Raw genomic sequence first — 20,496 nt, 5'->3', positions numbered from 1 at the left:
AGCGATGGAGTCGCGCACTCAGGCGTGGCATTCCGGGCGGAACCGGATCCATCGGTGATCGCGAAGTTGCCCCGGGCGGTCGGCGTCGCCGAACTGCGGCGGTGAATCGCTCCGAGCGGAAGAAGTGGGCGGCGCGGGGTCCGGGCGCCTGAGAGCCGCCGATCGACGACCTGCGGCAGGAGGACGAAAGATCAGAACTCGTCCTGCTTGACCATCGTCCGCAGGCGGGCCAGTGCGCGGTGCTGCGTCACGCGCACGTTGCCGGCGGAGATCCCGAGCGCTTCGGCGGTTTCGGCGGCGGACAGGCCGACGGCGATGCGGAGGGCGAGGATCTCCTGCTGCACCCGCGGCAGGGTGGAGAGCAGGCGGCTGAGCCGGGCACCGAGGTCCAGGTGCAGGGCGTGCGTTTCGGGTTCGTTGTCGCCGATGGGCCGTTCCGGCAGTTCCGGGACCGGTTCCGACCGGTCGCGGGAGACCGCGCGGTAGGCGTCCGCGACCTTGTTGGCGGCGATGGCGTGCACGAGGTAGAGGAACGAGCCGCCGCGATCCTGATAGCCGGGCAGCGCCTTCAACACCGCCATGCACACTTCCTGCGCGACGTCGTCCGCCGACAGGTAGGACAGGTCGCGGCCGCCCATTCTGGCGCGGCAGTAGCGGACCACGACGGGGCCGATCATCCGCAGGAGGGACTGGATCGCGGCGGGATTCCCGTCGCCCGCGTCCTTGACGAGGGGGTCGAGGTCCTCCTTCGTCAGCCGTCCGCCCGGTCGAGGCAGGTTCTCCGGAGTCGTGTATCCGGGGACCGCATCGGGGGTGACGGTTCTGGACGCGCTGGAAGTTGCTTGCATGGTCGTCCTCCCCGGCCGACCCTGCGACCTTCGCTGTCGAGGGGTCAACACTCCGTAACGATTGAGGGCGGCAGATGCTCCGTAAGATCAGATTCATCTGCCGCCGTTGCGACGCAGCGTAATCGTAGGCGTCGATCGGACGGCAGTAAAGATTTCAACTAGAGATAGCCCATTCGCCGGAGTCGGCTTAATACAACCGAGACTCTGCGCCGGGAAAACGGGCTCCGAGGTAGCTGGACGTGTGCGCCACTTAGCGCACCGCGATCAGCGCGACCGCTGTCGCTACGACGAGTGCCGATGCCGTGACAGCAACGACTCTGTTAAGAGGTTTCGGGGTTCCCGGGCGGCGGAGTGCTCGTTCACGGATCGCGCCGGTGGCGACCAAGGTGATCACCATGGCGCCCGCGAACGCGACCGGGACGACCGCCGTCCCCCAGCCCCGCCGGGCCGCGGTGTGCAAGAGCAGGAGTGTGCAGGCAGTAGCCGCGAGCGCGGTCCGGCGCCACGCCAGCCCGGTCCGCTCCGCTTGCGCTCCGTGATCGCGCGGGCTCACGAAAAGACCACGAGCGCCGCCGCCGTCAGGGTGATCGCGAGGATCCCGGCGGTCAGCAGGATCAGCATCCCGCTCTTCGGCAGCGGCCGTCCCGCGCGCATCGCGCTCTGCACCTGCCGCCAGCGTGGATACGCGCTCGCCGCGACGACGGCGGCCAGCAGGACGCACAATCCCGCCAGGACGGTGCTCAACGCGCTCGGGTCGGGAACCAGCTGATGGACGGCGACGCCGCCGGCCAGCAGGCCGAGGGCCGTCCGGAGCCAGGCGAGGAAGGTCCGTTCGTTGGCGAGCGTGAATCGGTAATCGGGTTCGGAGCCGCCGTCGTGCGGGCCGTTGATCTCTGCCACTTGAAGGAGACTAGGCGTTCCGGCGCGCGAAGACCCACCAGCGAAGGACCGCGAAGCGCGCGATGCCGCCCACGACGCTGGCCGCGAGCAGGGCGCCTGTCTGTTCCAGCGCGGTCGGCTCGGTGATCACCGCGTCGAGCGACGCGAGCACGATCGAGCCGTACGCGGCGTAGAAGGCGAAGGTCACCAGATCCTGGAAATGCCGTTTGCCCGCGTTGCTCTTCCGGGTGGCGAAGGTGACCCTGCGGTGGAATTCGGTGTTCCCGACGGTCGTGACCGCGAGCGCGACCAGATTGGCGAACTGGGGGCCGAGGATCGGCTGCAGGACAAGGAACACCACCGCCTGCAGGCCGGTGGCGGCGACGCCGGCGACGACGTACCAAGCGGCATGGTTGCCGAGTTCGTGATGCCGCTCCGGCGCGCGCCGGATGATCCGGTGCCCTGGCGCCCACCTGGTGGTGGTCATACCGACGACGCTACTCCTTGTTTCACAAACTCGTGAAGGTAGTGAACCACCTGAGAAACTGTGATCCCCGCGACAGCGCCGCCGTTTGGCCTGCGGAGACGCCGGGTAAGCCACAGGGACCGGGTCGAGTACAGCACGCCCCGGCCAACGTCCGACCAGGAGGGAGCGGCCGATGAGCGACCGGGAGACCGCGGAGCCGGAGACGTTGGATCCCAGCGAGGCACTCGACGAGGACGAACTCCGCGTCGACCCGCTCGAAGAAGGCGTCGAACCGCCCGAGCACTGGAGCGGGGCAGACCGCTTCGGGACAACGCCCGCGGAGATCCACGAAGGGGAGTCGCACGCCATGCGGCTGGCCGAGGAGGAGCCGGACGTCGGCGAGAAGTGATCTTCACTCACACGGCGGGCTGTGCCGACAGCCCCTAGCGTGGTCGGTCAAGTGCAAGACCGCGACGAAGGAAGGGCAGAGATGCTGACAGTCACCGAAGCCGCCGCCGAGGCGATCACCGCACTGACCGGCCAGGAGAACGGCCAGGACGGGGGCGGACTGCGGTTCGCGATGCATTCCCAGCAGGGGGACAGTCCCCAGCTCGCGGTTTCCGTCGCCCCCGAACCGGAAAGCGGCGACAAGGTACTCGGCGCCGACGGCGGTCCGAAGGTGTTCTTGGAGCCGGAAGCCGCAGCGTTGCTCGATGACAAGGTGCTCGACGTCCAGCAGGACGAAACCGGCGAAGTCGCCTTCGCCGTACTCCCGCAGGCTCAGCCCCAGCCTGGCAGCTGAGCCAGGCGGGTCTTAAGTCCGGGCCCAGACGCGGACCAGCTCGCCGGCCCGCTCGCGCAGGAGTTCCGCCGCGTGCGCACGCGCGTGGTCGAGCGAAGGCGCGTGGTCGATCAGGGCGGCGCTGCCCACGACCCCGAGGCCGGCGAGCTGGCTCTGGTCCAGCTGGATCCGTCCGGCCAGCACCATCAGCGGCACCGCGTGCTCCTGCGCGCGGGCCGCGATGCCCGCCGGGGCCTTGCCGTCGAGGCTCTGCTCGTCCAGCGAGCCCTCGCCGGTGATGACGAGGTCGGCGCGTTCGATGGCGTCGGCGACCCCGGTGAGCCCGGCGATGAGCTGGAAGCCGGATTCGACGCTCGCGCCGAGTCCCGCGATCGCGCCGGCGGCGACCCCGCCGCCCGCGCCCGCCCCGGGAAGATCGGAGACATCGGGGGTCCCGGCGTTCCGCAACGCCTGCGCCCAGCGGGACAGGGACTCGTCCAGTCGCTCCACCTCGCGCGGGCCCGCGCCTTTCTGCGGGCCGAAGATCGCGGCCGCGCCACGGGGCCCGAGCAACGGGTTCGTCACGTCGGTGGCGACGGCGACCTCGACGGAGCCGAGCCGTTCGCGCACCGGGCCGAGTTCGGCCAGCGCGACACGGCCCAGCGTGCCTCCGCCGAGCCCGACCGGCGCGCCGAACGCGTCGAAGACCCCGGCACCCAGCGCCGCCAGCATCCCGGCGCCGCCGTCGGTGCTCGCCGTTCCGCCGACGGTCAGCACCAGGCGTCGCGCGCCGTTGTCGAGCGCGTGCGCGAGGAGTTCGCCGACACCCCAGGTGTGCGCGGCCAGCGCCACTTCCGGGCTCGGCTCCACGAATTCGATGCCGCACGCGCGGGCCGATTCGATGTAGGCGGTTCCGTCGAGCATCACGTAGCGCGCGTCGACGGTGTCGTCGAGCGGACCGCGGACCGGGAGTTCCACGAGACGGCCACCTGCCGCGACGAGGACGTCGAGCGTTCCTTCGCCGCCGTCGGCGACCGGACAGGAGGAGACCTCGGCTCCGGGCAGCGCGTCGCGGACGCCGTGGGCGATCGCCTCCGCGGCCTCGACCGCGGTCAAGCTTCCCTTGAACTTGTCGGGCGCGATGACCACGCGAGTCATGGACGAACCTCCGTCAGCGGGTTTCCGCCGGTGAGCACCGACGCGACGTTCTCGGCCGCGAGCACGGTCATGGCGGTACGGGTCTCGACCGTCGCCGATCCCAGATGCGGCGTCAAGACGACGTTTTCACGGTTCAGCAGGCGTGGTTCGACCTCGGGTTCGGCCTCGAACACGTCGAGGCCCGCTCCGGCGATCTCGCCCGCTTCGAGCGCGTCCGCCAGCGCGGCCTCGTGGACGACGGGGCCACGTGTGGTGTTGATCAGGTACGCGCCCGGTTTCATCGACTTCAGCGCGTCCGCGTCGATGAGGTGCCGGGTCTCGGGCGTCAGCGGGCAGTGCAGCGACACGATGTCGGAGCTTCGCACCAGTTCGCCGAAGGACACGTACTCCGCGCCCAGGGTCTTCTCGACTTCTTCGGGGGCCCGCGATCGTCCTGAGTAGACGATCCGCATGCCGAAACCCAGTGCCCGCCGCGCGACCGCCTGCCCGATCTGGCCGAGCCCGACGATCCCGAGTGTCTTGTCCTGCAGTGAAGAGCCGAGCAGGAAGCCCAGATGGAACGACCAGGGGGTGCGCGAGCGGAGCAGTCGTTCGCCCTCGCCGAGCCGTCGCGTGACCGCGAGGATCAGCCCGAACGCCAGATCCGCGGTGGCGTCGGTGAGCACACCGGGGGTGTTGGTGACGGTGATCCCGCGCTCCGACAGCGCCGCGACGTCGACGTTGTCGTAGCCGACGGCCACGTTCGCCACGACCTTCAGCTCCGGGCCCGCCGCGTCGGCGACCTCGCCGTCGAGCCGGTCGTGCAGCATGCCGACGATCGCGGACGCGCCCCGGACGAACTCGAGCAGTTCGTCCCGCGTCAGCGGGCGGTCGGCGCGCGAAAGTTTCACCTCCCCGGCTTCGGCGAGCACTTTCAGCGCTTCGTCGGGAATCCACCGGGTCACCGCGATCTTCGAGGTCACGTCCTCAGCCTAGTGTGCGCCGGTTGGTATCCCAAACATGGAAATCCCCGCTATGAGGGAGACGCTTCCCCTGCGCGGGGGAGTCGTCACCCTCGGGCACCCCGGGATGGTGATGAGCGCGGAAAAGTTCCGCGAGCAGGGGATTCCAGGGGGAACATGAAACGATCACGAGAACTCGCCGCCGTCGGCGTCGCGATGATGCTCGCCACGGCGCCGTCCGAGCCGAGTCTGGTCGGTGGCGCCAAGATGCTGCGCAAGGACGGCCAGGACGTCCGGTTCGCCTTCGACGCGCACGGTCTCTTCCCGGAAAGCCGGGGGACGTTCCGGGTGAGTCGCGTCGGCGGCGGGTTCTCCGCCTGCTTCCGGGGCGGGATCGACTGCCTTGTCGTCGGCGGCCCGGTCGCCGTGGTCACCGGCATCGTCGAGGGCGCGGACGTCCCCGGTCTCAAGGACCGCCGGGTCGGGATGACGGTGTACGACAACGGCAGGCGCGACAGGTTCGGCTACGGCTGGGGTCCTGATCCCGAGCACAAGTCCGTCGTGCCGCCCTGTATGAGCAGTGCTCCGTTCGAGACGGTCGAGACGGGGGACTACAAGGCCGTCGAACGGTTCCCGCCCGCCCGGCAGTGGGATCAGCTGAGCCGGAGTCCTTTCCGGGCGGTGCCGGGCGGTGATCGTCGCCCAAAGAAGGAGTGCGCGGGCCTGCCGAACCATGCTATGTTCATATGCAGAACATGTGTGCGCGATCCGAACAAGCCGGGAGTGGGGATGGCTGAGCTGCTGTCGTTGAAGGAGGCCGTGGCACGGCTGGTGCACGACGGGGACACCGTCGCGCTGGAGGGCTTCACGCACCTCATCCCCGTGGCCGCCGGTCACGAGATCATCCGCCAGCGCCGCACCGGCCTGACGTTGATCCGCATGACCCCGGACATCGTCTACGACCAGCTCATCGGCGCGGCCTGCGCGAGCAAGCTGATCTTCTCGTGGGGTGGCAACCCCGGAGTCGGCTCGCTGCACCGGTTCCGTGACGCGGTCCAGCATTCCTGGCCGGTACCACTGGAGATAGAGGAACACAGTCACGCGGGCATGGCGAATCGGTACGTCGCCGGTGCCTCGGGCCTGCCGTTCGCCGTCCTGCGCGGGTACACCGGCACGGATCTCGCCGCGCACACCGACACGATCAAACCCATCACCTGCCCGTTCACCGGTGAGCGGCTGGCCGCCGTGCCCGCCCTCAACCCGGACGTCACGATCGTCCACGCCCAGCGCGCGGACAGGTCCGGCAACGTCCAGATCTGGGGGATCACCGGCGTGCAGAAGGAGGCGGTGCTCGCGGCGAAGCGGTCACTGGTCACCGTCGAGGAGGTCGTGGACGAGCTGGAGCCCCGGCCGGGCGCGATCGTGCTGCCGTCGTGGGCCGTCACCGCCGTGGCCGAGGTGCCCGGCGGCGCGAGGCCGTCGTACGCGGCGGGCTACTACGAACGGGACAACGACGCCTACCAGTCATGGGACGCGATCGGCCGGGACAGGGAGAGCTTCACCCGCTGGCTCGACGAGCTGACGGGAGTGAAGGCATGACCGAGTACACCTCCGACGAGATGATGAGCGTCGCCGCCGCTCGCGCGCTCGGCGACGGGATGTCCTGTTTCGTGGGGATCGGCCTGCCGAGCACGGCCGCCAACCTGGCCCGACGCGGGCACGCGCCGAACCTGACGCTCATCTACGAATCCGGTTGCCTCGGGGCCAAGCCGAGCAGGCTCCCGTTGTCCATCGGCGACGGCGAACTCGCCGACACCGCGGACGCCGTGGTCAGCGTTCCCGAGGTCTTCAACTACTGGCTCCAGCCGGGCCGGATCGACGTCGGTTTCCTCGGTGCCGCCCAGCTCGACAAATTCGGCAACATCAACACCACCGTCATCGGCCCGGACTACGCCAATCCCAAGGTGCGCCTGCCCGGGGCGGGCGGCGCTCCGGAGATCGCCGCCTCCTGTCGCGAGGTGTTCGTGGTGCTCCGGCAGAGCACCCGCACGTTCGTCGAGAAGGTCGACTTCGTGACCTCGTTCGGCCACGGCACCGGCAAGGGCGATCGCGCGCGCCTCGGTCTCCCCGGCGCCGGGCCGACGCTGGTGGTCACCGACCTCGGCCTGATGCGGCCGGACCCGGAGACCTCCGAGCTCACGCTGACCGAGCTGCACCCCGGGGTCGAGGTCGATCAGGTCGTCGCGGCGACCGGGTGGAAACTGAAGGTGGCAGGCGACCTGGGAACCACCCCGGCGCCGACCGAGGCAGAACTCCGCATCCTCCGAGACCTCACAAGGGCGAGCGCATGACCGACGTCTTCCTGTTCGACGCCATCCGTACCCCGTTCGGCAAGTACGGCGGCGCCCTGTCCGGGGTTCGCCCGGACGACCTCGCCGCCACCGTCCTGCGGGCGCTGGCCGAGCGCAACGACCTCGACCCGGCCACCGTCGACGAGGTGGTGCTCGGTGACGCCAACGGCGCGGGCGAGGACAACCGGAACGTCGCGCGGATGGCGGCTCTGCTCGCGGGCTGGCCGACGTCCGTGCCCGGTGCCACGGTCAACCGCCTGTGCGGATCCGGCCTCGACGCCGTCATGCAGGCCAGCCGGTCGGTCCAGGTCGGCGACGCCTCGCTCGCCGTCGCGGGCGGGGTGGAGTCGATGAGCCGCTCGCCGCTGGTCATGCAGAAACCGGAGAAGGCCTTCCCGGCGGGCAACCAGACCCTGTACTCCACCGCGCTGGGCTGGCGCATGGTCAACCCGGAGATGCCCGAGCAGTGGACGGTCTCGCTCGGTGAGTCCACCGAGCAGCTCGCTGAGCGCTACGGCATCGGCCGCGACGAACAGGACGCGTTCGCCGTCCGCAGCCACGTCAACGCCGCCCGCGCCTGGGACGAGGGGTTCTACGACGACCACGTCGTCCCCGTCGAGGGAGTCGGACTCACTCGCGACGAAGGCATCCGGCCCGATTCCAGCCCGGAAAAGCTCGCGAAGCTGAAGCCGGTCTTCCGTCCACAAGGGACGGTCACGGCCGCGAACGCGTCGCCGTTGAACGACGGCGCCTCCGCGCTGCTGCTCGGTGACGAGGCGGCGGGGAAGCGGCTCGGCAAGGCCCCGCTGGCCCGGATCGCCGGCCGGGGTGCGGCGGGCGTCGACCCGGACGTCTTCGGCATCGGCCCGGTGCGCGCGGCGGAGATCGCCCTGGAGCGGGCCGGGATCGGCTGGGAAGACCTGGCCGCCGTCGAACTGAACGAGGCCTTCGCCGCGCAGTCGCTGGCCTGCCTGCGGGACTGGTCGAAGCTCGACCCGGAGCTCGTCAACGTGAACGGCGGCGCGATCGCGATCGGGCATCCGCTAGGCGCCTCCGGCGGCCGGATCCTCGGCACGCTGGCCCACCACCTGCGCCGCACCGGCGGCAGGTGGGGTCTGGCCGCCATCTGCATCGGCGTCGGCCAGGGGCTGGCCGTCGTCCTCGAAGCCCAGTGACCCACTGACCCGCGCTGGAGGGAACAGCATGTCCGCACCCGCAGAACTGAGGCTCCCGCGCTATCGGCGCGATCCGGAGGGCACACATCCGCCGCTCGACTACGCCGGCTATCGGTCGACGGCGCTGCGGCACCCGAAAGAGCCGTTGATCGTGCTCCCGCATCTGCTGACCGAGGTCACCGGCCCCGCGCTGGGGCCGGGCCGGATCGGCGAGTTCGACAACGACCTCACCAAGGGGCACGCGGGGGAGCCGCAGGGCCAGCGGATCATCGTCACCGGACGGCTGCTCGACGGCGGCGGGCGGCCGATCCGCGATTCGCTGGTGGAGATCTGGCAGGCGAACGCGGGGGGCCGGTACCGGCACACCGGTGATCGCTGGCCGTCGCCGCTGGACCCCAACTTCGACGGCGCGGGCCGGACGCTCACCGACTCCGAAGGGCGTTACACCTTCACCACCATCAAACCGGGCGCGTACCCGTGGAAGAACCACGACAACGCCTGGCGGCCGGCGCATATCCACTTCTCCGTGTTCGGCAGCGCGTTCACCCAGCGGCTGGTCACCCAGATGTACTTCCCGGAAGACCCGCTGTTCTCGCAGGACCCGATCTTCAACTCGATCCCGGACGAGAAGGCGCGGCAGCGGATGATCGCGCGCTTCGACCTCGACCGCACGGAAGCCGAGTGGGCGCTGGCCTTCCAGTTCGACATCGTCGTGCGCGGCCGCGAGGCTTCGGTCTTCGAAGACGAGGAGGACGAGCACTGATGCCGGAGACGACGCCTTCCCAGACCGTCGGCCCGTACCTGTCCATCGGCCTGCCCTGGCCGGACGGGCCGGACGTCGTCCCCGCGGACCAGCCTGCCGCGGTCCGGATCCACGGCCGCGTCCTCGACGGCGCGGGAGAACCCGTCCCGGACGCGATGATCGAGACCTGGCAGGCCGACGCCGACGGCCGGTTCGATCACGCCGACGACCCGCGCGGGCCGGTCGCGAGCGGGTTCCGGGGCTTCGGACGCTGCCCCACCGATCCGGGCGGCAACTACGAGATCCGGACGATCATGCCCGGTTCGCTGCCCGGTCCGGCGGGCAGCACGCAGGCGCCGCATATCGACGTCTCGGTGTTCGCGCGCGGACTCCTGCACCGGGTGGTCACCCGGATCTACTTCGAGGACAACGACAACTCCGGGGATCCGGTGCTGGCGTCGGTCCCGGAGGCCCGCCGGGGAACCTTGGTCGCCACCAAGGCCGGCGACGGCTACCGGTTCGACATCCGGTTGCAGGGCGAGGGAGAGACGGTGTTCTTCGATGTCTGAGCCGGTGAAGGTGCACAGCGTCGCGGAAGGGCCCGCGGACGGCCCTGCCGTGGTGTTCAGCGGATCGCTCGGCAGCGATCACCGCATGTGGGAGCCGCAGGTAAAACCCTTGGTGGAGCAGGGTTTCCGGGTGATCCGATACGACAACCGCGGGCATGGCGCGTCACCCGTGCCGCCCGGTCCGTACACCCTCGCGGATCTCGGCGGTGACCTGCTCGCACTGCTCGACGAGCACGGTGCCGAGCGGGCTCATGTCGTCGGGCTCTCGCTCGGCGGGATGACCGGGATGTGGCTGGGCGTGAACGCGCCGGACCGGATCGCGAGCCTCGTCCTGTGTTGCACGTCCGCGAAGCTCGGGCCGCCGAGCATGTGGGCGGACAGGGCGAAGACGGTCCGCGAGAAGGGCACCGCCGCGGTCGCCGAGGCCGGGGTCGGCCGCTGGCTGACCGCCGGTTACGCCGCCGCCCACCCCGAGCGGGCCGGGTACCTGCGCGAGATGATCGCGAGCGTCCCCGCCGAGGGCTACGCGTCGTCCTGCCAGGCCATCGAAACGATGGACCTCGTCGGCGACCTGCCCAAGATCGCGGCTCGGACCCTGGTGATCGCCGGGGCCGAGGATCCGGCCACCCCGGTCGAGCACGCCGAGGTGATCGCGGGCGGCATCCCGGACGCGCGGCTCGAAGTCGTCGAAGGCGCCGCGCATCTCGGGAGCTTCGAACAGCCCGAGCGGTTCACCGCGTTGATCCTCGAACACCTGGAGGCCGCCCGATGACCGACGACACCTACGAGACCGGCATGAAGGTGCGCCGCGAGGTCCTCGGGGACGCGCACGTCGATCGGGCGGTCGCCCGCACCACCGAGTTCAGCCGCCCGTTCCAGGACTACATCACCCGGGGCGCCTGGGGGTCGGTCTGGTCGAGGGACGGGCTCGACCGCAAGACCCGCAGCTGCGTCACCCTGGCCGCGCTCACCGCGCTGCACGCCCACGACGAGCTCGCGATGCACGTCCGGGCCGCCGTCCACAATGGACTCACCGCGCGGGAGATCTCCGAGGTCCTGCTGCACACCGCCGTCTATACGGGTGCCCCGGCCGCCAACACCGCGTTCGCCGTCGCCCAGCGGGTCCTGGCCGAACTCGGTGAGCCTGCCGCCCAGGAAAAGGGAGGCCGCTAGGACGTGTCCGGTAACTCTGTCCGCGGTCTTCGCGCCCAAGCGGTCCCTGACGGCACGGGCGGTTCAGCCGAGTACAACCCGGTACGAGGCCGAACCGCCCGCACCGTCAGGAACCACTTGGATCACGAAGCCCATCGAACAGAGTTACCGGACACGTCCTAGGGTTCTCATATGGACGAAGGCGAGGTGACCGAGCGCGGGGCGCATCATGTCCAGTCGCTGGAGCGCGGGCTGGCCGTGATCAAGGCGTTCAACGCGGACGCGGCGGAACTCACCCTGAGCGACGTCGCCCGCTCGACCGGGCTGACCAGGGCGGCCGCCCGCCGGTTCCTGCTCACCCTCGTCGACCTGGGGTACGTGCGTACGGACGGCAAGTACTTCTCGCTCACCGCGCGGGTCCTCGAACTCGGCTACTCGTATCTGTCGAGCCTGTCGCTCCCGGAGGTCGCCCAGCCGCATCTCGAGCGGCTTTCCGCCGAGGTGCACGAGTCGAGTTCGGTCTCGGTGCTCGAAGGCCGGGACATCGTCTACGTCGCGCGCGTGGCCGTATCGCGGATCATGACCGTCAGCATCAACGTCGGCACCCGCTTCCCGGCCCACGCGACGTCGATGGGACATGTCCTACTGGCCGGCCTCGATGACGCCGACCTGCGGGACTACCTCGCCGGGGCGAAGCTCGACAAGCTCACCGCGCGGACCAAGAGCCGGCCGGAGGAACTACTCGCCGAACTGGTCAGGGTCTACGAGCAGGGTTACGCGATGGTCGACCAGGAACTCGAAGAGGGCCTCCGCTCGATCGCCGCGCCGATCCGTGACCGGCAGGGCAAGGTCGTGGCCGCGGTCAACCTCTCCACTCATGCCAGCCGCACCACACGTGAGTCGGTCGAACAGGAATTGCTGCCACCCCTGCTCGCGACGGCACGCGCCATCGAGACCGATCTGGCCTCGGCGCCGCCCACCAAAGCGCGGCATGGCTGAGGTCGCCGGGCTGCTGCTCGCGGCCGGAGCGGGGCGCCGGTTCGGCGGGCCGAAGGCACTGGCCGTCCTCGATGGGGAGCCGTTCGTCGTCCGGGCTCTGCGGGTACTCACCGACGCGGGCTGCGCGCCGGTCCGGGTGGTGCTGGGTGCCTCGGCCGCGGAAGTCCGCGCGCTCCTGCCCGCCCCCGAGGCCACCGTCGTGGCCGAAGACTGGGAGTCCGGCATGGGCGCGTCCTTGCGCGCGGGCCTGAGGGCGCTCGCCGGAACCGATGCCGAAGCCACCGTCGTGCATCTCGTGGATCTGCCCGGGGTCGGTGCCGAAGTGGTCAGCCGGGTCGCCGCCGGGGCCGACGAAGTCACCGTCGCGCGCGCCGCGTACGAAGGTGTTCCCGGCCATCCCGTCGTACTCGGCCGCCGATGGTGGCCGGAGATCTTGGCGGGCGCGTCCGGGGACAAGGGTGCCCGCGACTGGCTCAAGGGACGCCAGGACCTGCGGCTCGTCGAATGCGGCGACCTCGGCACCGGGCACGACGTGGACCGCCGCGAGGATCTTCCGGGCTGATCTCACGCTCGCCGAGGCTTACGATCGGCACGTGACCGTCGAATCGCCCGAGAAACTGGCCGAAGCCCTCGAAACGGTCGGCTACCTCGCCGACGACGGCATCGCCACGGCAGGGTTCCTCGCCGTGGCTCTCGGCCGCCCGCTGTTCTGCGAGGGCGAACCGGGCACCGGCAAGACTTCGCTCGCGCTGGGACTGGCCGAAGCGCTCGGCATACCGCTCATCCGGCTCCAGTGTCACGAAGGGATCGACGCGGCGCAGGCACTGTACGAATGGGACTTCCCCCGCCAGTTGCTGCATTTGCGCGCGCTGGAAGCCGCGGGTGACGGCGGCCTCGACGTCGAGGCCGCCGAACAGTCCCTCTACACCGAACGCTTCCTGCTCTCCCGGCCGCTGCTGAAGGCGTTGCAGACCGCTCCGTGTGTCCTGCTGGTCGACGAGATCGACCGGGCCGACGACGAATTCGAGGCCTTCCTGCTGCAACTCCTCGACGAGAACGCGGTGACGATCCCCGAGTTCGGCGAGGTGCGCGCCGAGCATCCGCCGCTTGTGGTGCTCACCTCCAACCGGACGCGGGAGGTGCACGACGCGCTGAAGCGCCGCTGTCTCTATCACTGGCTCGAACATCCGGAACTCGGCCGCGAGATCGAGATCCTGCGCCGCAAGATCCCGAACCTGGGCGAGGCGCTCGCGGCACAGGTCGCGACGGCGGTGCACCGGCTTCGCGCGATGGAGTTGCTGAAACCGCCCGGGGTGGCGGAATCCCTCGATTGGGCTCAGGCGCTCCTCGCGCTCGGGATGTCCGAATTGGACGCCGCGACCGCCGCCCGGACCCTCGGTTCGGTCCTCAAGTACAGCGAAGACCTGGACAGGGTCCGGGCCAAGCTGGACACACTGCTCGCCTGAGCGTCAGCGGCGCCGCAGTGACGCGTCGAGCAGGGCGGGCGGGGTGTCGTGCTTCTCCTCCGGGGCGAGGTCGGTGCCCGGGGCGACGATCTCGTCGATCGCGTCGAGGACGTCCGCGGAAAGCACGGTGTCCGCGGCGGCGAGTTGCGACTCGAGGTGGTCCAGCGTGCGGGGGCCGATGATCGCGCTCGTCACCCCCGGATGCGCGACGACGAAGCCGAGCGCGAGCTGGATCAGGCTCAGCCCGGCCTGGTCGGCGACCTTGACCAGCCGTTCGACGGCTTCCAGCCGGGCCCGGTTGGCGGGCCGGGCCAGGTCGAAACGCTGGGGCAGGACGGCCGATCGGTTCGTGCTGATCTCCCGGCCTTCCCGGACCGCGCCGGACAGCCAGCCGGACGCCAGCGGGCTCCACGCGAGCACGCCCATCCCGTATTCCTCGGTCACGGGCAGGACCTGCGTTTCGATCCCGCGCTGGAGGATCGAGTAGCTGGGCTGCTCGGTGACGTAGCGGCCAAGGCGGAGTTCGCTGGCGGCCCACTGGGCCTGCACGATGCGATACGCGGGGAACGTCGACGAACCGAAATACCGGATCTTCCCCGCCTGTCGCAGATCCGTCAGCGCGGAAAGGGTTTCTTCGTCGCTGGTCTTCGGGTCCCAGCGGTGGACCTGGTAGAGGTCGACGTGGTCGACCCCGAGGCGGCGCAGGCTGTTGTCCAGTTCGGTGACCAGCCAGCGACGTGAAGCGCCCTGGTGGTTGCGCTCGTCGCCCATCGGCATGCTCGCCTTCGTGGCCAGCACGATGTCCTCGCGGCGGCCCGCGATGGCCTTCCCGACCATTTCCTCCGACTGGCCTGCGCTGTACATGTCCGCGGTGTCGATGAGGTTGATCCCGCCAGCCAGCGCGGCGTCGACGATGGCGGTGGCCTCGTCCTGGGTGGTGCGCCCGATCGCGCCGAAGTTCATCGCGCCGAGCGCGAGGGTGCTGACCTGCACGCCGGTCCTGCCCAAGGTGCGGTACCGCATGACGATGTCCTCCATGGCAAAATGAGCAAGCGGAACGTTGCTCCGCTAACGATACGGAGCAGTGTTCCGTTTGGCAAGCCCGGTGGCAGAGGAGTGGCGTGATGAGTGAAGAGGGCTCCAAGTCCAAACGCGCGGACGCCCGCCGCAACGAGAAGACCTTGCTCGACGCCGCCGCCGCGGTCTTCGTCACCTCGGGCGTCGAGGCACCGGTCCGCGACATCGCGGCCAAGGCGGGGGTCGGGATGGGCACGATCTACCGGCACTTCCCGACGAGGGCCGACCTCATCATCGCCGTCTACCGGCATCAGGTCGACGCGTGCGCCGAAGCCGGGCCGGAGCTGCTGGCGTCGAGCGCTTCCCCCTATGAGGCGTTGCGGCGCTGGGTCGACCTCTTCGTCGATTTCCTGGTCACCAAACACGGTCTGGCGGCGGTACTGCAGTCCGACAACGCCGGATTCGAGACTCTGCACGCCTACTTCCTCGACACCCTCCTGCCGGTGTGTGCCCGGTTGCTCGACGCGGCGGCGGAGGCGGGCGAGATCCGCTCCGATCTGGGGGCGCTCGAAGTCATGCGCGGCGTCGGGAACCTCTGTATCGGCGCCGAAAGCGATCCGCGCTACAACGCGCGCAAGATGGTCGGCGTCCTCATCGCGGGCCTTAGGACCTAGGTCCCCTTCGCGGCCGAAGACGTGGCGACGTCCCATTCCACGCGCTACAACTCGACTATGGAACGTACACAGTGCTGTGTGGTGGGGGGCGGTCCGGCGGGGATGGTGCTCGGGCTCCTGTTGGCGCGAGCCGGGGTCGAGGTCACCGTTCTCGAAAAGCACAAGGATTTCTTCCGCGATTTCCGTGGTGACACGGTGCATCCGCCGACGCTGATGCTGCTCGACGAACTCGGGCTCGGCGAGCGCTTCGCGGAATTGCCGTCGCGACGGCTGGAGAAGATGCGGATGCTGATCGGCGACGCGACCATCGTCGCCGCCGATTTCAGCCGCGTTCCGGGGCCGCACAAATACATCGCGATGGTCCCGCAATGGGATTTCCTGAACCTGCTCGCCGAAGCCGCGGCCGAGGAACCCACGTTCACCCTGCGCATGGGGGCCGAGGTGCTCGGCCTGCGCGACGGTGGCGGCGTGCGTTATCGCGATTCCGACGGCGAGGAGCGGGAACTGGCCGCGCCGCTCGTGGTCGGCTGTGACGGCCGGGACTCGCTGATCCGCGCCGAGGCGGGACTCGTGCCGAAGGAGTACGAGGTGCCGATGGACGTCTGGTGGGTCCGGGTGCCGAAACTCGAAGACACCGGCAAGGATGCGCAGGTGTTCGGCCGGTTCGAGGGCGGGCTCGCCGGCGTGACGATGGACCGCGGCGACTACTTCCAGACCTCGTACCTGATCAGGAAGGGGCAGGACGCCGCGCACCGAGCCGAAGGGATCGAGAAGTTCCGGGAGCGGATCGGCGGCCTGTTCGGCTGGAACGACGAGCAGTTGAGCGAGATCCGCGGCTGGGACGACGTCAAACTGCTGAAGGTGCGGATGTCCAAGCTCCCGCATTGGTACTCCGGCCGGGTGCTCTGCATCGGCGACGCCGCGCACGCGATGTCGCCGGTCGGCGGCATGGGCGTCAACATCGCGGTGCAGGACGCGGTCGCGGCCGCGCGGATCCTCGCCGCCCCGCTGCTGCGCGGAACGCTGACCGCACGGGATCTCGCCCGCGTGCAGCGCAGGCGATCGGTGGCTGTTTCGCTCGCCCAGAAGCAGCAGCTGGAGGAGCACAAGATGCTCATCGAGCCCGCTCTCGACGGGACCCTGAACGAGCGGACCGTCCCGCTCCCGCTCCGGATTTCGGACCGGTTTCCGCAGCTGACCGCTCTCGCCGCCTTCATGGGTGGCATCGGCCCCCTGCGCGAGAAAACCCCGGTCTTCGCGCGCCGCTGACCCCGCGTTTCGTCCTCTGGATGCGGTACTTGCACGCGCAAGTACCGCATCCAGAGGACGAAACGCGCGCACAATGGGGGAGTGAGCGATCCACTGGCGGGCTTCGTCGGCTTCGCGGAGGCATTGCGCGAAGCCGGTTTGCCGTGCGTCGCGCACCGAGTGCGGGCGTACCTCGAAGCCGTCGGCGAGATCGATCTGGCCGATCCGGACCAGCTGTACTGGGCCGGACGGCTGACGCTGTGCGCTGATCCCGACGACGTTCCGCGCTACGACGCCGCGTTCGACGGCTGGTTCGCCGGAAAGGAAACCGGGTCACGGCGGCGCGGCCGGGAAGCGGCCCCGAAGCGCGCCAGGATCGCCACACTCGCGCAGGCGGGCCAAGGCGAGTCCGCCGCGGATCCCGACGAGCTCCGCGTGGCGGCGAGCGAGGAAGAGGTCCTGCGGCACCGCGATCTCGCCGAGCTGAGTGTCGCCGAACGCGCTCACCTGCGGGAACTGCTCGCGAAACTGCGCCCCGCGCTCCCGGTGCGGTCGTCCCCGCGCCGTCGCGCGGCCCGCCGGGGCACGCTCGATCCCTCGCGCACGCTCCGCGCGATTCTGGCCGGGGGCGGCGAGCCCGTGCGCCTGGCGTACCGGCGGAAGGGGGTCAAACCGCGCCGCGTCGTCCTCCTGATCGACGTCTCCGGCTCGATGGGGCCGTACGCCGACTCCCTGTTGCGGTTCGCGCACGTCGTGGCGCGGCGCGCTCCGGGCAGGGTCGAGGTGTTCACCCTGGGCACCCGGCTCACCAGGGTCTCCCGCCAGCTCCGGCTGCGCGATCCCGAGCACGCGATGCTCGCCGCGGCCGCCGCGGTCCCCGATTTCGCGGGCGGGACGAGGCTCGGCGAGACCTTGCGGGCGTTCCTGGACCGGTGGGGACAACGCGGTGTGGCCAGGCGATCCGTGGTCACCGTGTTCTCCGACGGCTGGGAACGGGGCGACCCCGGACTGCTCGGCGAGCAGCTCGCCAGGCTGCGGCGGCTCGCGCACGTCGTATTCTGGGTGAATCCGCACGCGGGGCGGGCGGGTTACGCTCCCGTGCAGTCCGGCATCGTGGCCGCGCTCCCGTACCTCGATCGGCTGCTCGCCGGGCACAGCTTGGCCACATTGGAACGACTGCTGGTGGAGATCGCCGATGCGTGACGTACTGGACGAACTGCACCGCCGCTGGGCGGCAGGCGAGACGGTGGGGGTCGGCACCGTGGTGGCGACGTTCTCGTCGGCGCCGCGGAGCCCGGGCGCGGCGATGCTCGTCGCCCCGGACGGCACGGTCACCGGCAGCGTTTCCGGCGGCTGCGTCGAAGGCGCCGTCTACGAGCTCGCACAGCAGGTGGTCGCCGAACGCGCGCCCGTGCTGCAGCGCTACGGCGTGTCCGACGACGACGCGTTCGCCGTCGGGCTGACCTGCGGCGGGATCATCGACATCTACGTCCAGCACATCGACCGCGACTCGATGCCGGAGTTCGGCGACGTCGTCGAATCGGTCCACAGTGGACAGCCGGTCGCCGTGGTCACGGTGATCGAACACGAACGGGACGGCCTGGTCGGCGAGCAGCTGATCGTCTGGCCGGATCGCGTCGCGGGTTCGCTCGGTTCGTCGCGGATGGACGACGCCGTCGTCGACGACGCGCGCGGCATGCTCGCCGGCGGCCGCACGGGCACCCTGCACTACGGGCCGGACGGGCAGCGCCGCGGCGAGGGGATGACGGTCTTCGTCAACTCCTTCGAGCCTCCCGCGCGCCTGCTGGTCTTCGGCGCGATCGACTTCGCCGCCGCGATGGCGAAGATGGGCGCGTACCTCGGCTACCAGGTCACGGTCTGCGACGCGCGGCCCGTGTTCGCGACGAAGAGCCGTTTCCCGGACGCCGACGAGGTCGTCGTCGACTGGCCGCATCGCTATCTCAAGGCCGAAGCCGAAGCGGGCCGGGTCGACGGCCGGACCGCGATCGCCGTGCTCACCCACGACCCGAAGTTCGACGTGCCGTTGCTGGAGGTCGCCTTGCGGCTCGACGTCGGCTACGTCGGCGCGATGGGCTCGCGCAAGACCCACGACGACCGGTTCGCGCGGCTGCGTGAAGCCGGGCTCACCGAGGCGGAACTCGAACGGCTTTCCTCGCCGATCGGCCTCGATCTCGGCGCGCGGACCCCCGAGGAGACCGCGGTGTCGATCGCGGCGGAGATCATCGCGCTGCGGTGGAGCGGTTCGGGATCGAGGCTCGCCGAACTCAGCGGCCGGATCCACGGCTGACGCCGGGCAGCGGCACCGACTGACTCGACTTGATCACCTCGCAGGCTGGCAGGGTCTCGTACCGTTTGACGTGCTCGTCGAACAGTTTCCTGGACAGGTACCGGCTCGCCTTGAGATCCGGGCTGAGCAGGACGACGACGTAGTCCCACTGCCCGACGATGCTGTAGCAGTGCTGGACGCGGGGCTCGGCCAGCATCCGCTCGCGGAAGGCCGTGTGGTGCTTTTCGTCGTCGTCGGTCAGCGCGACCAGGATGACCGACGTCATCCCCGCCCCGAGCGTCTCCGGATCGAGCACGGCGACCTCGGCGCGGATCACGCCCGCGGCGCGAAGCCGGGTCAGCCGCCGCTGGACCGCGCTCGGGGAGAGGCCGATGGCGTCGCCCAGATCGTGCAGGGGGCGGGCGGCGTCGGCCTGGACGAGGTCGAGCAGCCGATGGTCGATCTCGTCGAGAGGCACGCAAGAATTTTGCACGCGGGCGGGAAAATTTACAATCGCCGTGATCGGCTCCCGGCCTAGCTTGGGCGTCATGACCGACATGGACCTGAAGCTGGACAACGTCGCCGAGGCGGCGAAGGTGATCGATCCCGTTTTCCTGAACTCTCCGCAGTACAGCGACGAACAGCTGAACGCACGGCTCGGCCGGTCCGTGCTGGTGAAGATCGAAACGCTGAATCCGTTGCGCAGCTTCAAAGGCCGGGGCGCCGACTACTTCGCGGCCGGGCTGGAGCCGGGTACCACCATGGTGTGCGGGACCAGCGGCAACTTCGGGCAGGCCGTCGCGTTCGCCGCCAGGAAGCGCGGTTCGCGGGCCGAGGTGTTCGTCCCGGCCGACATCTCCCCGGTCAAACTGCGGCGGATGAAGACCTTGGGGGCGCGGGTGCGCCGGGTCGAGGGCGAGGTGAAGGACGCCGCGGCCGCCTTCGCCGCCGAAGCGCCGGACCGTGTCTTCGTGGTCGACGGCCGTGAACCGGCGATCTCCGAAGGGGCGGGCACGATCGGGCTGGAACTGGCGGGGGCGGGCGCGATCGACACGGTCGTGCTCCCGGTCGGCGACGGCGCGCTGATCGCCGGCGTCGCGCTCTGGCTCAAGGCGCATACGCCGGACGTCCGGATCGTCGGCGTCGGGACTACGTCGGCTCGGGCGATGGCGACGAGCTGGCGGGCCGGTGAGCCGGTCACCGTCGACCGGGCCAACTGGTTCGCCGGTGGCATTTCGATCCGCACCCCGGAACCCGAATCCGTCCGGCGCCTGCGGTCGCTCGTGGACGACTTCGTGCTGGTCGAGGACGACGATCTGCGCGCGGCCATGCGGCTGGGCGCGGAAACCCTCGGTGTCCTGCCGGAACCCGCGGGAGCCGCCGGCCTGGCTGCGCTGACCGTGCACGAGATCCCCGGCGACCGGGTCGCCACCGTGGTCACCGGCGCGAACGCCGTCTGGCCTCGTGAGTGGTAAGGACGGTTCTAACCGTCCTTACCACTCACGAGTCTGTACCTAAAGGACACTCTCGCTTTCCCCGCATCTGCGTCGTTTTCTCGTCCCTGACACCGTATCTGCGCACCTGTTGGCGAGTCACCCCCTGGTGGGGGTTGCCCTGGCAGGACCTAAGTAGCACGCTCGACTGTGAGTCCGATCACGGTCGCTCCGGGGTCGGTCCGTGACAACCGAATGACCGGCCGCTCCCGAACGACCCCGGACCAGCGCGGGGTTTCTCTTGCTTTTG

At 70.0% G+C, this 20,496-nt stretch carries 25 protein-coding genes; 17 read left to right on the top strand and 8 right to left on the bottom strand.

The window, feature by feature from the left end:
* Positions 1–191 precede the first annotated feature (191 nt).
* The 4 genes from shbA to AC069H_RS06090 form a co-directional block, all read right to left on the bottom strand.
* The gene (gene shbA, locus AC069H_RS06105; RefSeq protein WP_233621370.1) at positions 192–848 is read right to left on the bottom strand and encodes an RNA polymerase sigma factor ShbA; all 657 of its coding nucleotides are present in this window, start codon (positions 846–848) and stop codon (positions 192–194) included.
* Positions 849–1,098: 250 nt separating this feature from the next.
* Positions 1,099–1,401, bottom strand: coding sequence for a DUF202 domain-containing protein (locus tag AC069H_RS06100; RefSeq protein ID WP_340687246.1), 303 nt, complete (start codon positions 1,399–1,401; stop codon positions 1,099–1,101).
* Complete coding sequence (locus AC069H_RS06095; protein ID WP_340687247.1) at positions 1,398–1,748, bottom strand: YidH family protein; 351 nt, start codon at positions 1,746–1,748, stop codon at positions 1,398–1,400. Before AC069H_RS06095 ends, AC069H_RS06100 begins: the two co-directional genes overlap by 4 nt.
* 10 nt (positions 1,749–1,758) lie before the next feature.
* Positions 1,759–2,214, bottom strand: a complete 456-nt coding sequence (locus AC069H_RS06090; RefSeq protein ID WP_478225686.1) for a GtrA family protein — start codon at positions 2,212–2,214, stop codon at positions 1,759–1,761.
* Between the two features lie 172 nt (positions 2,215–2,386).
* Here AC069H_RS06090 and AC069H_RS06085 point away from each other — a divergent pair, with 172 nt between their 5' ends.
* Together AC069H_RS06085 and AC069H_RS06080 are read left to right on the top strand one after the other, a co-directional pair.
* Positions 2,387–2,602 (top strand): hypothetical protein, encoded by a 216-nt coding sequence (locus AC069H_RS06085; protein WP_125673288.1) that lies wholly within the window; start codon positions 2,387–2,389, stop codon positions 2,600–2,602.
* 81 nt (positions 2,603–2,683) lie between these two features.
* On the top strand, positions 2,684–2,995 hold the full coding sequence (locus AC069H_RS06080) for a hypothetical protein (RefSeq protein WP_005153325.1): 312 nt from the start codon (positions 2,684–2,686) through the stop codon (positions 2,993–2,995).
* Positions 2,996–3,007: 12 nt separating this feature from the next.
* On the opposite strand, the gene AC069H_RS06075 is transcribed toward AC069H_RS06080, so the two are convergent.
* Positions 3,008–4,132 carry a glycerate kinase gene (locus AC069H_RS06075; RefSeq protein WP_478231543.1) on the bottom strand — a complete coding sequence of 375 codons (1,125 nt, stop codon included), beginning with the start codon at positions 4,130–4,132 and terminating at the stop codon, positions 3,008–3,010.
* A complete protein-coding gene (locus tag AC069H_RS06070) occupies positions 4,129–5,094 on the bottom strand; it encodes a 2-hydroxyacid dehydrogenase (protein WP_478231542.1) in 966 nt (321 codons plus the stop codon). Before AC069H_RS06070 ends, AC069H_RS06075 begins: the two co-directional genes overlap by 4 nt.
* Before the next feature lie 768 nt (positions 5,095–5,862).
* On the opposite strand from AC069H_RS06070, the gene AC069H_RS06065 reads away from it, so the two are divergent.
* The 10 genes from AC069H_RS06065 to AC069H_RS06020 all read left to right on the top strand — a co-directional run bounded on the left by AC069H_RS06065 (position 5,863) and on the right by AC069H_RS06020 (position 13,527).
* A complete protein-coding gene (locus AC069H_RS06065) occupies positions 5,863–6,672 on the top strand; it encodes a CoA transferase subunit A (RefSeq protein ID WP_478225680.1) in 810 nt (269 codons plus the stop codon).
* Entirely contained in the window at positions 6,669–7,424 is a 756-nt protein-coding gene (locus tag AC069H_RS06060) for a CoA-transferase subunit beta (protein ID WP_478231541.1), read from the top strand. The genes AC069H_RS06065 and AC069H_RS06060 overlap by 4 nt, the downstream gene beginning before the upstream one ends.
* The gene (locus AC069H_RS06055) at positions 7,421–8,599 is read left to right on the top strand and encodes a thiolase family protein (protein ID WP_478231540.1); all 1,179 of its coding nucleotides are present in this window, start codon (positions 7,421–7,423) and stop codon (positions 8,597–8,599) included. The genes AC069H_RS06060 and AC069H_RS06055 overlap by 4 nt, the downstream gene beginning before the upstream one ends.
* A 28-nt stretch (positions 8,600–8,627) precedes the next feature.
* Entirely contained in the window at positions 8,628–9,362 is a 735-nt protein-coding gene (gene pcaH, locus AC069H_RS06050; RefSeq protein WP_478225678.1) for a protocatechuate 3,4-dioxygenase subunit beta, read from the top strand.
* The gene (gene pcaG, locus AC069H_RS06045; protein ID WP_478231539.1) at positions 9,362–9,910 is read left to right on the top strand and encodes a protocatechuate 3,4-dioxygenase subunit alpha; all 549 of its coding nucleotides are present in this window, start codon (positions 9,362–9,364) and stop codon (positions 9,908–9,910) included. Before pcaH ends, pcaG begins: the two co-directional genes overlap by 1 nt.
* Positions 9,903–10,682, top strand: coding sequence for a 3-oxoadipate enol-lactonase (gene pcaD, locus AC069H_RS06040; protein WP_478231538.1), 780 nt, complete (start codon positions 9,903–9,905; stop codon positions 10,680–10,682). Before pcaG ends, pcaD begins: the two co-directional genes overlap by 8 nt.
* Positions 10,679–11,083, top strand: coding sequence for a 4-carboxymuconolactone decarboxylase (gene pcaC, locus AC069H_RS06035; protein ID WP_340687258.1), 405 nt, complete (start codon positions 10,679–10,681; stop codon positions 11,081–11,083). Before pcaD ends, pcaC begins: the two co-directional genes overlap by 4 nt.
* A 171-nt stretch (positions 11,084–11,254) precedes the next feature.
* The gene (locus AC069H_RS06030; RefSeq protein ID WP_478231537.1) at positions 11,255–12,061 is read left to right on the top strand and encodes an IclR family transcriptional regulator domain-containing protein; all 807 of its coding nucleotides are present in this window, start codon (positions 11,255–11,257) and stop codon (positions 12,059–12,061) included.
* The gene (locus AC069H_RS06025) at positions 12,054–12,623 is read left to right on the top strand and encodes a nucleotidyltransferase family protein (RefSeq protein WP_478225674.1); all 570 of its coding nucleotides are present in this window, start codon (positions 12,054–12,056) and stop codon (positions 12,621–12,623) included. Before AC069H_RS06030 ends, AC069H_RS06025 begins: the two co-directional genes overlap by 8 nt.
* Positions 12,624–12,654: 31 nt before the next feature.
* On the top strand, positions 12,655–13,527 hold the full coding sequence (locus AC069H_RS06020; protein WP_478231536.1) for an AAA family ATPase: 873 nt from the start codon (positions 12,655–12,657) through the stop codon (positions 13,525–13,527).
* A gap of 3 nt (positions 13,528–13,530) precedes the next feature.
* Here the strand turns inward: AC069H_RS06020 and AC069H_RS06015 are convergent, their stop codons facing one another.
* On the bottom strand, positions 13,531–14,550 hold the full coding sequence (locus tag AC069H_RS06015; RefSeq protein WP_478231933.1) for an aldo/keto reductase: 1,020 nt from the start codon (positions 14,548–14,550) through the stop codon (positions 13,531–13,533).
* A 101-nt stretch (positions 14,551–14,651) separates the two neighbouring features.
* On the opposite strand from AC069H_RS06015, the gene AC069H_RS06010 reads away from it, so the two are divergent.
* The 4 genes from AC069H_RS06010 (at position 14,652) to AC069H_RS05995 (ending at position 18,774) form a co-directional block, all read left to right on the top strand.
* Positions 14,652–15,218, top strand: coding sequence for a TetR/AcrR family transcriptional regulator (locus tag AC069H_RS06010; protein WP_478231535.1), 567 nt, complete (start codon positions 14,652–14,654; stop codon positions 15,216–15,218).
* A gap of 57 nt (positions 15,219–15,275) precedes the next feature.
* Positions 15,276–16,487 (top strand): FAD-dependent oxidoreductase, encoded by a 1,212-nt coding sequence (locus AC069H_RS06005; RefSeq protein ID WP_478231534.1) that lies wholly within the window; start codon positions 15,276–15,278, stop codon positions 16,485–16,487.
* 81 nt (positions 16,488–16,568) lie between these two features.
* Entirely contained in the window at positions 16,569–17,669 is a 1,101-nt protein-coding gene (locus tag AC069H_RS06000; RefSeq protein WP_478231533.1) for a vWA domain-containing protein, read from the top strand.
* On the top strand, positions 17,662–18,774 hold the full coding sequence (locus tag AC069H_RS05995; RefSeq protein ID WP_478231532.1) for an XdhC family protein: 1,113 nt from the start codon (positions 17,662–17,664) through the stop codon (positions 18,772–18,774). The genes AC069H_RS06000 and AC069H_RS05995 overlap by 8 nt, the downstream gene beginning before the upstream one ends.
* Here the strand turns inward: AC069H_RS05995 and AC069H_RS05990 are convergent.
* Entirely contained in the window at positions 18,752–19,231 is a 480-nt protein-coding gene (locus tag AC069H_RS05990) for an Lrp/AsnC family transcriptional regulator (protein ID WP_478231531.1), read from the bottom strand. The two genes, AC069H_RS05995 and AC069H_RS05990, sit on opposite strands and share 23 nt — an antisense overlap.
* A 79-nt stretch (positions 19,232–19,310) precedes the next feature.
* Between AC069H_RS05990 and AC069H_RS05985 the strand changes: the two genes are divergently transcribed.
* Entirely contained in the window at positions 19,311–20,228 is a 918-nt protein-coding gene (locus tag AC069H_RS05985; RefSeq protein WP_478231932.1) for a threonine ammonia-lyase, read from the top strand.
* Positions 20,229–20,496: the final 268 nt, after the last annotated feature.

The organism is Amycolatopsis sp. NPDC043887 (genome assembly GCF_056435665.1).
Note: the sequence above shows the minus strand (reverse complement) of the source record. Positions and strands in the feature narration are given on the sequence as shown.